Source organism: Flavobacterium hungaricum, assembly GCF_015182285.1.
Classification (GTDB): Bacteria; Bacteroidota; Bacteroidia; order Flavobacteriales; family Flavobacteriaceae; genus Flavobacterium; species Flavobacterium hungaricum.
The window spans coordinates 656,780-669,922 of record NZ_PRDM01000002.1 but is presented as its reverse complement, the minus strand read 5'-3'; the positions used below and the strand labels follow the sequence as shown (position 1 = coordinate 669,922).

Annotated in this window: 8 protein-coding genes; 7 read left to right on the top strand and 1 reads right to left on the bottom strand. The window is 37.0% G+C overall.

All coding sequences use genetic code 11. From position 1 onward, the window contains the following. Positions 1–86: 86 nt before the first annotated feature. On the bottom strand, positions 87–1,772 hold the full coding sequence (gene gldJ / locus C4F50_RS10630; RefSeq protein WP_194138639.1) for a gliding motility lipoprotein GldJ: 1,686 nt from the start codon (positions 1,770–1,772) through the stop codon (positions 87–89). 213 nt (positions 1,773–1,985) lie between these two features. Here gldJ and porU point away from each other — a divergent pair, with 213 nt between their 5' ends. The 7 genes from porU to C4F50_RS10595 all read left to right on the top strand — a co-directional run bounded on the left by porU (position 1,986) and on the right by C4F50_RS10595 (position 13,122). Beyond that, a complete protein-coding gene (gene porU, locus C4F50_RS10625; RefSeq protein ID WP_194138638.1) occupies positions 1,986–5,822 on the top strand; it encodes a type IX secretion system sortase PorU in 3,837 nt (1,278 codons plus the stop codon). A gap of 39 nt (positions 5,823–5,861) precedes the next feature. After that, positions 5,862–7,067 (top strand): type IX secretion system outer membrane channel protein PorV, encoded by a 1,206-nt coding sequence (gene porV, locus C4F50_RS10620; RefSeq protein WP_194138637.1) that lies wholly within the window; start codon positions 5,862–5,864, stop codon positions 7,065–7,067. Between the two features lie 78 nt (positions 7,068–7,145). After that, complete coding sequence (gene cdd, locus C4F50_RS10615) at positions 7,146–7,628, top strand: cytidine deaminase (RefSeq protein ID WP_194138636.1); 483 nt, start codon at positions 7,146–7,148, stop codon at positions 7,626–7,628. 156 nt (positions 7,629–7,784) lie between these two features. Beyond that, positions 7,785–8,783 carry a pyruvate dehydrogenase (acetyl-transferring) E1 component subunit alpha gene (gene pdhA / locus C4F50_RS10610; RefSeq protein ID WP_194138635.1) on the top strand — a complete coding sequence of 333 codons (999 nt, stop codon included), beginning with the start codon at positions 7,785–7,787 and terminating at the stop codon, positions 8,781–8,783. Positions 8,784–8,787: 4 nt separating this feature from the next. Beyond that, positions 8,788–10,455: a dihydrolipoamide acetyltransferase family protein gene (locus tag C4F50_RS10605; RefSeq protein ID WP_194138634.1), complete on the top strand. Its 1,668-nt coding sequence runs from the start codon at positions 8,788–8,790 to the stop codon at positions 10,453–10,455. A gap of 126 nt (positions 10,456–10,581) precedes the next feature. Continuing rightward, positions 10,582–12,429, top strand: a complete 1,848-nt coding sequence (locus tag C4F50_RS10600) for a hydrolase/aminopeptidase (RefSeq protein ID WP_194138633.1) — start codon at positions 10,582–10,584, stop codon at positions 12,427–12,429. Positions 12,430–12,858: 429 nt separating this feature from the next. Beyond that, entirely contained in the window at positions 12,859–13,122 is a 264-nt protein-coding gene (locus tag C4F50_RS10595) for a hypothetical protein (RefSeq protein ID WP_194138632.1), read from the top strand. Positions 13,123–13,143 lie beyond the last annotated feature (21 nt).

Here is a 13,143-nt window from a genome sequence, read left to right as displayed (position 1 = left end):
AAAAAAAAGAATAAAAAAATTCCAAATTCCAGACTGATTATGCAGCTTTTGGAATTTGGAATTTTTTATATTGGAATTTCTAAATCTTAATTCCTTGGTGATTTTCTTCTTTCAGTTTTTGCACCTACTCTAGACATTGCACATCTAAAACCTAAATAGTCTGTAGCCATATCTTGAGGGAAATATCTTCTTTGAGCTGGATCTAACCAGTATGCTCTATCTCTCCAAGAACCTCCTTTATAAACTCTTACTTTATCATCGATTAAAGTAGTACGTTTACTAGAGCTGTCATACTTTCTAGTCATTTTTCCTAAACTGTCAACTGTTACATTATGTTTAGGAGAGTTGTACATTGTTTGATCCGCTTTTGGTCCTGATTCAGAATCTCCAAAGTCAAAATATCTAGAAGATTGTTTATCACCATCTCTGTAGTTGATATTATCACTTGTACTGAAATTTTGTCTCAAATAAGTTTCCTGCTCATCAACTGGTACTTGAGCAATTTCTCCTGGAAGGTTTCTTGCTACAACTTTACCATTGCTTAAAGTATCGTATTTAATGTTAGAAGTCGTAACGATTTCAAGTTTTCCGTCTTTACCAATTTTGTTTTTAGCATATTGATTACCTCTAAAGTAGTTGAAATCATTTGCTTCATTATCAATAATAGGTCTGTAAACATCGGCAACCCATTCTGCAACGTTTCCGGCCATATCATACAAACCGAAATCGTTTGGAGCGTAGCTCTTCACAGCATTTGTAATATCTGCTCCGTCATCTGACCAACCTGCAATTCCACCGTAATCACCGTTTCCTTGTTTAAAGTTTGCCAATTGATCTCCTCTGTTTTTACGTTTACTAGAACGTGTATAATCTCCAGACCAAGGATATTTCTTTTGTCCTTTATAGATGTTATATTCTCTTTGTCCTACATCAGCAGCTGCTGCGTATTCCCATTCTGCTTCAGTTGGAAGTCTGTATTCTGGAAGAATAACTCCTGAAGAACGTTGTGCGTAAACATTCTTTTCTTCTGGAACTACACCGTCTTTACCAGCTTTTGGTCTTCTTCCGCTAGGGTTTTTCTTTAATACCAATTCTTCATTTCCACCATAAGTAGTAGATGGAGAAGCAAGGTAAGCTTCCGTATTAAACAAACTTTCTGCACTTACATCATTTGTTTTAGCACCTTTTTTAAGATAACCGCTTTTTTCTAAAACAGCTTCGTTTACACGGTCTGTTCTCCATTTACTAAATTCAACAGCTTGAATCCAGTTCACACCAACTACAGGGTAATTAGCATAAGATGGGTGTCTTAAATAGTTATTAGTCATCGTTTCGTTATATCCTAAACGATTTCTCCAAACTAAAGTATCAGGAGATGCTCCTTCGTAAATATTTTTGTAATTTTCTTCTGTCGGCGGGAAAACTTTCTTTAACCACTCTAGGTATTCTAAGTACATACCATTTGTAACTTCGGTTTCATCCATGTAGAATGATTGAACGTGTTGCTGAGTCGGTGTGTTATTCCAATCGTGCATAACATCATCCTGTACTTTACCCATTGTAAACGTACCTCCTTCAACAAAAACCAAACCAGGTCCTGCCTGTTGTTTTTTACCTGCATTTCTAGCAGCAGTTCCATTCTGACTATCTACATCCCAACCTGTTGCTCTAGAAGCGTGGCTTGAACTCGATTTTTTGCTACAACTAGCCGTGCCCAACATCAATACCATTGACATCATTAATTGCAAGACTACAATTTTGTTTACTTTCATACTCATTCTTAGGTGATAAATTTAGGTGCTGCAATATAATAATTAACATTTAATTAGCAACATCTGTTCTAATAATTTTATTTCACTGTTTTTTACCAGAAAATAACCTATAGTTACGAACGCAAAAATATACTTTTTATTATTACTATAACATGAAATACCATATTTTTACTTTCTAAATTATTTTTAATTTAAACCCACTTTTTTTGACCTATGAAACAAGCTTTAATTCTATATTTTTTTCTACTTCCCATTATCTCCTTTTCCCAGATAAATGGGAGCTTCACAATAGATTGGAAAGAGAAAAAAGAGATGAATTTCGGCGAGTCAAAAATGATAATTCCGTACTTTTCTGGAAATACTTTCCGCTTTGATTCCAGCAAAAAAAGCATCACCCTTATGCTCCATTTGGATCAAACCAACGCCAGCGGAGGTGCGTCAGTGCAAATTTCTAATGTAATTTACGAATCGATCTCAGCCGCAGATCTTGGCGATTTGTCCCAAAAAAGCATCCCTGAAAAGCCAGATGAAACTCTAAAAACTGCTTCATCACGTGGTCAAAGGCAAATTTTTCTACTGCTTAACCCCATAATCAAAGAAGGAAACAACTTTAAAAGAATTAAATCTTTTACCTATTCTGTAAATAATTTAACAGCAAGAACCAGCGGGTCGACAAGTTTTCAAAAAACCGCCGCAATCTCTAATTCTGTTTTAGCATCGGGTGACTGGTATCGTTTTTATGTCGAAAAATCAGGAGTTTATAAAATATCGAGATCTTTCCTGCAAAGTCTTGGTTTTGATCCATCTAAAGTTGATCCAAGAAGAATAAAAATATACGGAAACGGGGGCAGAATGCTGCCATTAGCAAATGACACATACTATCCCGAAGATTTAACAGAAAACGCTGTTCAAATTATCGGAGAAAATGACGGCACCTTTAATAATGAAGACTACATCCTTTTTTATGCTGAAGGAATTGAAAATTGGAACACTGAAAGCCAGACCAACATCAATCTATACGACACAAAATCCTATTATTATATCACCGCTTCTGGAGGTGACGGAAAACGAATTGCGAACTTTAATCAGCCTTCAGCCAACACAACATTAGAGCTCAACACGTTTGATGACTATCAGTATCACGAAATTGACCAAACCAATATTGCTCATTTAGGCAGACAATGGCTTGGAGAATCTTTTGACATTAATCAAGAACAAGAATTTAGTTTTTCTTTCCCTAATATTGAAGCATCTGTTCCTGTTAAGATAGAAATAAATACCGCCGCCGCCGCATATACCCCTACTTCATTCAGCATCGCCGCTAATGGACAAAATATCGGAACCATTAATTTCAATGCTTTACCAACAAGTTCTGAAACCAAATATTATAATGGTAAACTTCAGTCAAACACGACTTTTACCGGAACAGAAAACACAAAAATTAAACTTACCTATAATAATAATGGTGTGCCAGGCTCCAAAGGCTATCTGGATTATATAAACATTATTGCAAAAAGAAAACTTCTTGGCACAGGCAAACAATTTAAATTTCGATACGATGCTGCAGCATCCAGCATAGGAGTAGTAAATTATACCATCGGAAACGCCTCCAGCATTTCGCAGATTTGGGATATTACAGACCTATATAATATAACCAAAATAGAAAACACAAATCAGAACACTATAACCTTCAAAGCTGCACTTGGCGAAGTTCGAAAATACATCGCTGTTGAGCCATCGGATTATTACACCCCATTAAAAGACAATCAGCCCAAAATAGCCAATCAAAATCTAAAGGGCACTTTATTAAAAAACAATCAAAACAGCTTTCAGGATTTAGACTATATCATCATAAGTCCAAAATCATTGACTTCTCAAGCAGAGAAACTGGCCGTTTTCCATAGAAATTACTCGAATTTAAATGTCAAAGTAATTACGCTCGAAAATATCTTTCAGGAATTCTCTTCAGGAAAACAGGATATAGCCGCAATTCGCAACTGCATTCGTTATATATATGAGAACGCTTCATCACCAGAAAAAAGAATTCGATACGTTAATTTATTTGGAGATGCTTCTTACGATTACAAAGACCGAATCTCGAACAACACCAATATTGTACCTATATATCATTCCTTAAACAGCAACACCACCGGCGAATCTTCTTTTGCTTCTGATGATTTTTACGCACTAATGGATGCCGACGAAGGAAATATCATTTCGTTTTTTGGTGGCATTGATATTGCCGTAGGACGAATGCTGGTTTCAGATAACGCTCAAGCCTCTGAAATGGTCAATAAAGTTTTAGAATATCACGACACGAAGTCCTACGGAAACTGGCGTAATAATTTTGTATTGGTAAGCGATGACTCCGATCAAAGTTCGGACGCTTCACTACAGGCACGTCAAAATAATCTTGCCGATGTTATTGCCACCGAAAAACCTTTCTTTAATATAGAGAAAATACTTTTAGACTCTTATACCCAAGAAGCTTCTGCTGGAGGCTCTCGATATCCGAAAGCGAGAACAGACTTTTTTGATGCATTCGAGAAAGGTGCATTGGTCTTTAATTATTTAGGACACGGCGGCGAAGACGGATTGGCCAGCGAAAGAATTTGGGAAAAATCAGACGGGCAAAATTTAAACAACCAATACAAATACCCTTTATTTATTACAATTACCTGCGAATTCTCTCGTTTTGATGACCCTACCAGACCAACGGCAGGAGAATACACATATTGGAATCCTAAAGGAGGCGCCATCTCAATGTTAACAACGATACGCTCAATTGGTCAGTTTAATGCCGAAAACTTCAATGATAGTTTGAGCAAAAATTTATTGTCTTACGGTTCAAACCAATACAACACTATCGCAGAAACGCTTAGAATTTCTAAAAATGAAAACCCGAGCTCTTCGAGCAATGTCATTTTTTATATCGGCGATCCAGCTTTGATGCTTGCAATACCAAAACCCAGAATCAACCTTACAAAAGTTAATGATATTTTGGTAAGCCAGCCTCTCCCCGATTTTAAATCTCTGGCAAAAATCAAAATCTCCGGCGAAATTACAGACGAAAACAATAATCTGTTAACCAGCTACAATGGAGAATTAGCCACAGCCATTTTTGATAAAATGATTACCTCTGCAACTTTAAACAATGATGGCTACAGTCCGTCGATGCCGTTTAAAACTTTAGGAGAAACCATTTTTAGAGGAAATGCATCGGTAAACAACGGCCAATTTGAATTTAGTTTTGTGGTTCCGAGAGACATTAGGATTCCTGTTGATAATGGCCGAATAAGTTTTTATGCCAAGAAAAATCAAGCCTTAGAAAACCAAAATGGCTATAATACTGCTATAAAAATTGGAGGAATAAATGAAAATGCACCTCAGGACAATATAAGTCCGAAAGTTAAGTTATATATGAATGACGAAACTTTTGTTTCTGGAGGAATTACAAACGAATCCCCATTTCTTTTGGCCTTTCTGGAAGACGAAAACGGAATCAATACAGCAAGCGGTATCGGGCACGACATCATTGCAGTTTTAGACGGAGATGTGAGTAACCCTTATATTTTGAATGATTATTATCAAACAAAATTAGATGATTATACGAACGGAAATTTACGTTTTCCATTTAGAAATTTAGCTCCCGGACTGCATACGATAAGTTTTACTGCCTGGGATGTTTACAACAATCCTGTAACTAGTGAAATTCAGTTTACTGTTGTCGGAGATGATTCATTAACATTATCGCACGTTCTTAATTATCCTAATCCATTTTCTACCTATACGCAATTTTGGTTTTCGCATAACAGACCTTACGAACCCCTAGACGTACAGGTACAAGTAATGACGATTACCGGAAAAGTGGTCTGGACCAAAAACCAGATTGTTACTACAGAAGGTTTTTTATCGAGAGAAATAACTTGGGACGGAAAAGACGATTTTGGTGACAAAATCGGAAAAGGAGTGTATATTTACAAACTTACTGTTAAATCAAATTTAACAAATAAAAAAGCAGAAAAATACGAAAAGCTTGTCATTTTATAATATTATATATATTTGCATCTAAACTTACCAGTCCCATAAATGAAAAAAATATCACTTTTATTACTTTGTTTTTTTGTATTTTATAATTCCCAAGCGCAGGAATCAAAACCAATCACTACAGGAGTCCCTTTTTTATTAGTCGCAGCAGATGCTAGAGCGGCAGGTTTAGGGGATCAGGGTGTAGCCACTTCTACCGACGCTTATTCACAGCAATGGAATCCTGCAAAATATGCTTTTGCAGAAGAAGCCCAAGGTCTTTCTATAAGTTACACTCCTTATTTAACAGATTTAGCCAATGATATTTCATTGGGACAATTAACCTATTACAACAAAATTAACGACCGAAGTGCTTTTGCAGGAAGTTTCCGTTATTTTGGATTTGGAGGAATTGAACTGAGACAAACAGGCGACCCAACAGAACCTGTAAGAGAAGTAACGCCAAACGAATTTGCCTTAGACGGATCTTATTCATTAAAATTAAGTGAAGAATTCTCGATGGCAGTAGCAGCGAGATTCATCAATTCTAACTTAAAAGTAGCTTCAGAAAATGTAGATGCCAAAGCTGCAAGTTCTTTTGCTGTAGATATTGCCGCCTTTTATCAATCGGAAGAAATAGCATATTCTGATTTTAACGGAAGATGGAGAGCCGGAATTAATCTGCAGAATATGGGACCAAAAATAAGTTATGATAACGACGACTTAAGCTCTAATTTCCTGCCTGCAAATTTAAGAATCGGAGCTGGCTTTGATTTTATTTTAGACGACTACAATAAAGTAGCCATAAGTGCCGAACTTACAAAACTAATGGTTCCGACACCTCCCGGCGCGGGAACTCCTTTTGATTCGAATGGAGACGGTGACTATGACGACGTTGGAGATATTTCGCAAAGCGAAGCAAATAATATCGCGTATAATGATTACAAAAAAATTGGATGGGTATCTGGAATTTTTAAATCATTTGGTGATGCTCCAGGCGGATTCAGCGAAGAGATGAAAGAAATCACTTATAGCGTTGCTGGAGAATATACGTATCAGGATGCTTTTGCTATGCGTTTAGGATATTACCACGAAAGTCCTGAAAAAGGTGCCAAACAATTCTTTTCTTTAGGAGCAGGTTTTAAATACAGCATCATGAAAATTGATGTTTCGTACTTATTCTCGGCATCTAAAGTTAAAAATCCGTTAGAAAATACACTTCGTTTCTCATTAACGTTTAACTTTGGAGACAAATACGAAACTTATTAAAGAGTAAAACAGAAATAAAAACATACAATCCAAATTCCGGCATTTCAGGAATTTGGATTTTTTTTCCCATATATCCGAATGAAAGAAATAAACGTAACAACATCATTTACAATATTTGACAATTTAAAAGAACTTCCAGAAGACATTCAAAACTTAATGAATCAAGCTGTTGAAATTAGAAAAAAAGCCTACGCTCCCTATTCGCATTTTAGAGTCGGTGCCGCTTTACTTTTAGATAACGGAAAAATAATAACAGGCTCCAATCAGGAAAACGCCGCTTACCCTTCTGGGCTTTGTGCAGAACGAACAGCCATTTTTTATGCCGGAAGCGCATATCCAGAAGCAAAAATTTTAAAAATGGCTATTACAGCTGCTTCAGACAACAATCAGACCCAAGCGCCAATTCCACCTTGCGGTTCTTGCCGCCAATCTATTGCAGAATATGAAATCAAACAAGAAAGCCCAATCGAAATTTATTTTATGGGAGAAATAGGAGAGATTTACAAATCCGAATCTCTAAAAAATCTACTTCCGTTGATGTTTGACAAAAAGTTCTTGTAAAAAAAGCAAAAAGTACCTTTTAAATTTTAGTTCTTAAATGTAATGTCTTATTTTTGCATCCCGAGCTTTCGGGCGCAAATTTGTGGGAGGAAACTATTTTGCGTTACAGGCACAATATCGATAACACAAACAACTTTAGCAAAAGAAAGAATTCAGATGAAAGAAGTTACAAAAGAGGTATATTTAAAGTGGTATGAGGACATGCTGCTTTGGAGAAAGTTTGAAGACAAACTTGCAGCATTATACATTCAACAAAAAGTTAGAGGTTTTCTACACCTATATAATGGTCAAGAAGCTGTATTAGCTGGTGCACTGCACGCTATGGACTTGACCAAAGACAAAATGATTACTGCTTACAGAAACCACGTACAGCCAATTGGTATGGGAGTTGATCCTAGAAACGTAATGGCTGAACTTTTAGGAAAAGCAACAGGAACTTCTAAAGGTATGGGAGGTTCTATGCACATTTTCTCTAAAGAACACCGTTTTTACGGAGGACACGGAATCGTAGGAGGTCAAATTCCTGTAGGAGCTGGTTTGGCTTTTGCTGACAAGTATTTCAATACTGGAGGTGTTACTATGACTTACTTTGGTGATGGTGCTGCTAGACAAGGTTCTCTTCACGAAGCTTTTAATATGGCTATGTTGTGGAAATTACCAGTTGTGTTTATCGTTGAAAACAACGGATACGCAATGGGAACTTCTGTAGAAAGAACTGCAAACCACACTGATATCTGGAAACTTGGTTTAGGATACGAAATGCCTTGCGGACCAGTTGACGGAATGAATCCTGTGAAAGTTGCCGAAGCAATGCACGAAGCTATCGAAAGAGCGCGACGTGGAGACGGACCAACTTTTCTTGAAATGAAAACGTACCGTTACAGAGGACACTCAATGTCTGATGCTCAATTATACCGTTCTAAAGAAGAGGTAGAAGAGTACAAAAAAATTGACCCAATTACTCAGGTTCTTGATGTAATTATGGATCAAAAATATGCTACAGAAGAAGAAATTGAAGTAATTGACCAAAGAGTTAAAGATTTAGTAGAAGAATGTCAGAAATTCGCCGAAGAATCTCCATACCCAGACTTGCAACAATTATACGATGTAGTATACGCACAAGAAGACTATCCATTTACACCTCATAAATTATAACATCATGGCGATTAAAGTAACAATGCCCCGTTTGAGCGATACTATGACGGAAGGAACTGTAGCGACTTGGTTAAAAAAAGTAGGCGACAAAATCAGCGAAGGAGATATCCTTGCTGAAATTGAAACAGACAAAGCAACAATGGAGTTTGAATCTTTTAACGAAGGAACTCTTTTACATATCGGAATTCAGGCTGGAGAAACTGCTCCAGTTGATTCATTATTAGCAATCATTGGTAAAGAAGGTGAAGATATTTCTGCTCTTCTTGCTGGTGGTGACGCTCCTGCTGCTGATCCCGAAGCTTCGGGACCAAAAGCAGAAGCTAAAGAAGATGCTCCTGCTGCAGAAGCAAAAACTGAAACTGCTGCTCCTGCAAAAGCAGCTACTGAATTACCAAAAGGTGTTGTAGTTGTAACTATGCCACGTTTGAGTGATACAATGACAGAAGGTACAGTAGCAACTTGGTTGAAAAAAGTTGGCGATGCTGTGGCTGAAGGAGATATTTTAGCAGAAATTGAAACAGACAAAGCGACTATGGAGTTTGAGTCATTCAATGCTGGAACATTATTATACATTGGAATTCAAGAAGGAAACACTGCTCCTGTTGACAGCTTATTAGCGATCATCGGACCTGCAGGAACTGACATTTCTGGAATTGCAGAAAACTATACTGCCGGAGGTGCTGCACCTGTAAGCGCTCCTGCTGAAGAAACAAAAGCTGCACCTGCTGCTGAAAAAGCTGTAGAAACTACTGCTGATTCTTCTAACGGAAGAGTTTTGGCTTCGCCATTAGCTAAGAAAATTGCTTCTGATAAAGGAATTCAATTATCTCAGGTTAAAGGTTCTGGAGAAAACGGACGTATCGTAAAAAGCGATATCGAAAACTTTACTCCATCTACACAAGCTGCTTCATCGTCAAATACTGCTGCACCTGCTGCAAAAGCGGAAGAGACAAAAGCTGCTGCTCCAAAAGTATTTGTTCCTGCTGGAGAAGTTTACACAGAAGAGATCAAAAACTCTCAAATGCGTAAAATTATCGCTAAGCGTCTTGCTGAATCATTATTTACTGCGCCTCACTACAACTTAGTGATCGAAGTAAGCATGGACGAAGCAATGCAGGCAAGAGCTGCTATCAATAGCGTTCCAGATACAAAAGTATCTTTCAACGATATGGTAATCAAAGCTTGTGCTTTAGCATTGAAAAAACACCCAAAAATCAATTCTCAGTGGAAAGAAGATGCTATCATCATCAATCACCACGTAAATATTGGGGTTGCTGTTGCTGTTGAAGACGGATTAGTAGTTCCTGTATTGAAATTTACAGATGCTATGAGCTTATCTCAAATTGGAGGAAGCGTAAGAGATCTTGCAGGAAGAGCTAAAAACAAAAAATTAGGACCACAAGAAATGGAAGGAAGTACTTTTACAGTATCTAACCTTGGAATGTTTGGTATTACTGAATTTAATTCAATTATCAATCAGCCAAACTCTGCAATCCTTTCTGTTGGTGCAATTGTTGAGAAACCTGTTGTTAAAAACGGACAAATTGTTGTTGGAAACACGATGATGTTATCATTAGCTTGCGACCACAGAACAATTGACGGTGCAACTGGAGCTCAGTTCTTGCAAACATTAAAACAATACATCGAAAGCCCAGTTACAATGTTGGCATAATTGACTTGTCAACCTGAGCGTCCCGAAACTTCGGGAGAAGGTTATTCATAATAAAATCCCGTCCCGAAGTTTTTCGGGACGGGATTTTTTGTTTAATTTTCCTTCTCAATTTCAAAACCTCATAAAATGAAGAAACTAATCCTCGTCACTTTATTCCTGACAGCAATTGCCTGCCAGAAAAAAGAACAAACTGAAAAAAACACTGTCGTTGCAGACGAACACAGCTATTCTAAACCAGAACTAGCCGTTGTAAAACATCTTGATTTAGACATTAAAGTAGATTTTGATACGCAGACCATTTCAGGAAAAGCTTCTTGGTTAATTGACAATGTTAGCAAAGGAAATGAAATCATCTTCGACGAAAACACGTTAGAAATCACAAAAGTTACTTTAGGCGACGAGGAAAAAGAAACAAAATTTGAACTGGGAAAAGACACTGAATTTCATGGGAAACCACTTCATATTACAATTGAACCCAATACTACCAAAGTAAACATTTACTACAGCACTACAAAAGATGCTGTGGCGTTGCAATGGTTAAAGCCAGAACAAACTGCTGACAAAAAGAAACCATTTGTGTTTTCTCAAGGAGAAAGTGTTTGGTCCAGAACTTGGATTCCGTGTCAGGATTCGCCAGGAGTTCGTTTTACTTATAATGCAAAAGTTACAGTTCCTAAAGATTTGTTAGCGGTAATGAGTGCTGTAAATCCGCAGAAAAAAAATGATACAGGTGTTTACACTTTCAAACAAGACAAAGCCATTCCGTCTTATTTAATGGCAATTGCTGTTGGAGACATCGAATTTCAAGCGATTGACAACAGAACAGGAGTTTACGCAGAACCATCAATGCTAAAAAAATCGGCTTGGGAATTTGCCGAACTAGGAAAAATGGTTGTTGCAGCAGAAAAATTATACGGACCTTACCGTTGGGGACGTTATGACGTTTTGGTTTTACCTCCAAGCTTTCCTTACGGCGGAATGGAAAATCCAAACTTGACTTTCTTAACTCCAGGCGTAATTGCAGGAGATCGTTCGTTAACGAGTTTATTGGCTCACGAATTAGGTCACAGCTGGAGCGGTAACTTAGTTACCAATGCAACTTGGGATGATATTTGGTTAAACGAAGGTTTTACCACTTATGTGGAACACAGAATCGGCGAAGCAATCTTTGGAAAGAAAGAATTTGAAATGCAAAATGTTATCACAAACAAAGAATTAACCGATAACGTAGCTGAATACGGGAATACAAATCCTGATACAAGATTAAAAGTAAGCCTTACGAATAGAAATCCAGATGATGGAATCAGCCAAATTCCGTATGTAAAAGGATATGCTTTTTTAAGAGTTATTGAAAATGCTGTCGGGCGCGAGAAATTTGATCCGTTTATCAAAAACTATTTTGATTCACACGCTTTTCAATCCATTACAACAGAAGATTTTGTAAAGTATCTAAATGAAAATCTAATCAAAGGCGACAAAGCTTTAGCCGATAAAATAAAATTAGAAGACTGGATTTACAAACCGGGAATTCCGGCAAATATACTTCCGGTAAGTTCTGCAGATTTTGACGCAATTGATGCCATTCAAAAAAGCTGGAGAGAAACAGGCGTTGCAGGTTTAAGTAAAAAAATCACAACAACTGCCGAAAAACAACACTTTATTGACCATCTTCCAGCTGATATCACTGTAAAAGAAATGGAAGCAATTGATAAAGAGTTCAACTTTACAAAAGGAGGTAATTTCATAATCAAACGTCAATGGTTTGTTCAGGCATTAATTCACCAATACAAACCTGCTTATCCGTCTATTGAACAATTTTTGATTGGAATCAGCAGAACTGGATCTGTAATGATGCTGTATAAAGAAATGGTTAAAACTCCAGAAGGCAAAGTGTGGGCAAAACAAGTTTTTGAAAAAGCAAAATCGGGTTATCATGCTACTACTATTCAAGCTGTTGAAGGTGTTTTGAAATAGTGTTCAGTGTTCAGTTTTTTAGTATTCAGCAGTAAGCGGTAACTAAAACTATCTCTACTATTTTTAAAATATAATTTTTAAAAGAGGTTGTCTACAAAAAGACAACCTCTTTTTTGTTCCCGATAAGTCCCAGCGGAACGAAATGTTTATAGAACAATTAATTAAGATGCCTAATATTTTTTTCGATATGTCCCAGCGGGACGAAATGTTTATAGAACATTTAATTAAGATGCCTAATATTTTTTTTCGATAAGTCCCAGCGGGACGAAATATTTATAGAACAATTAATTTCATTTTAAAATAGCTCCAGCGGAGCGGTACATCTAATTAAAAATATGTCGCTCCGCTGGAGCTCTTTTGAATTGCCATATATTATTATTTCTATAAACATTTCATTCCTCCGAAATGTCGATTCCCGCTAACCATATTATGAAAACGAATGTCCTAGCCCAGATTGCAGCGGAAAGCCCGGAGCTGAAAAGCCTGATTTTCTTGCCAGAAAACAGCGACCAACGGAAGCTCGTTTTATGGCTTAGAAAAATCAGGCTTTTGAGTGAGGACTTGGAGCGGAAAGCTGGATTAGCTGCTGAAAAAAACAAGAGGGAAAATTATCCATCACATAGCGTAAATCCTCTATGTTCTAAAATCTGTAATCGTCGCAACTTTGTAATGTCAAAAGACAATAACAAATAACAACTTTAAAAATTAAATAAA

Coding starts and splice junctions, on each gene's coding strand:
- gldJ (WP_194138639.1), bottom strand. CDS start 1,772: ATGAAAGTAAACAAAATTGTAGTCTTGCAATTAATGATGTCAATGGTA.
- porU (WP_194138638.1), top strand. CDS start 1,986: ATGAAACAAGCTTTAATTCTATATTTTTTTCTACTTCCCATTATCTCC.
- porV (WP_194138637.1), top strand. CDS start 5,862: ATGAAAAAAATATCACTTTTATTACTTTGTTTTTTTGTATTTTATAAT.
- cdd (WP_194138636.1), top strand. CDS start 7,146: ATGAAAGAAATAAACGTAACAACATCATTTACAATATTTGACAATTTA.
- pdhA (WP_194138635.1), top strand. CDS start 7,785: ATGAAAGAAGTTACAAAAGAGGTATATTTAAAGTGGTATGAGGACATG.
- C4F50_RS10605 (WP_194138634.1), top strand. CDS start 8,788: ATGGCGATTAAAGTAACAATGCCCCGTTTGAGCGATACTATGACGGAA.
- C4F50_RS10600 (WP_194138633.1), top strand. CDS start 10,582: ATGAAGAAACTAATCCTCGTCACTTTATTCCTGACAGCAATTGCCTGC.
- C4F50_RS10595 (WP_194138632.1), top strand. CDS start 12,859: ATGAAAACGAATGTCCTAGCCCAGATTGCAGCGGAAAGCCCGGAGCTG.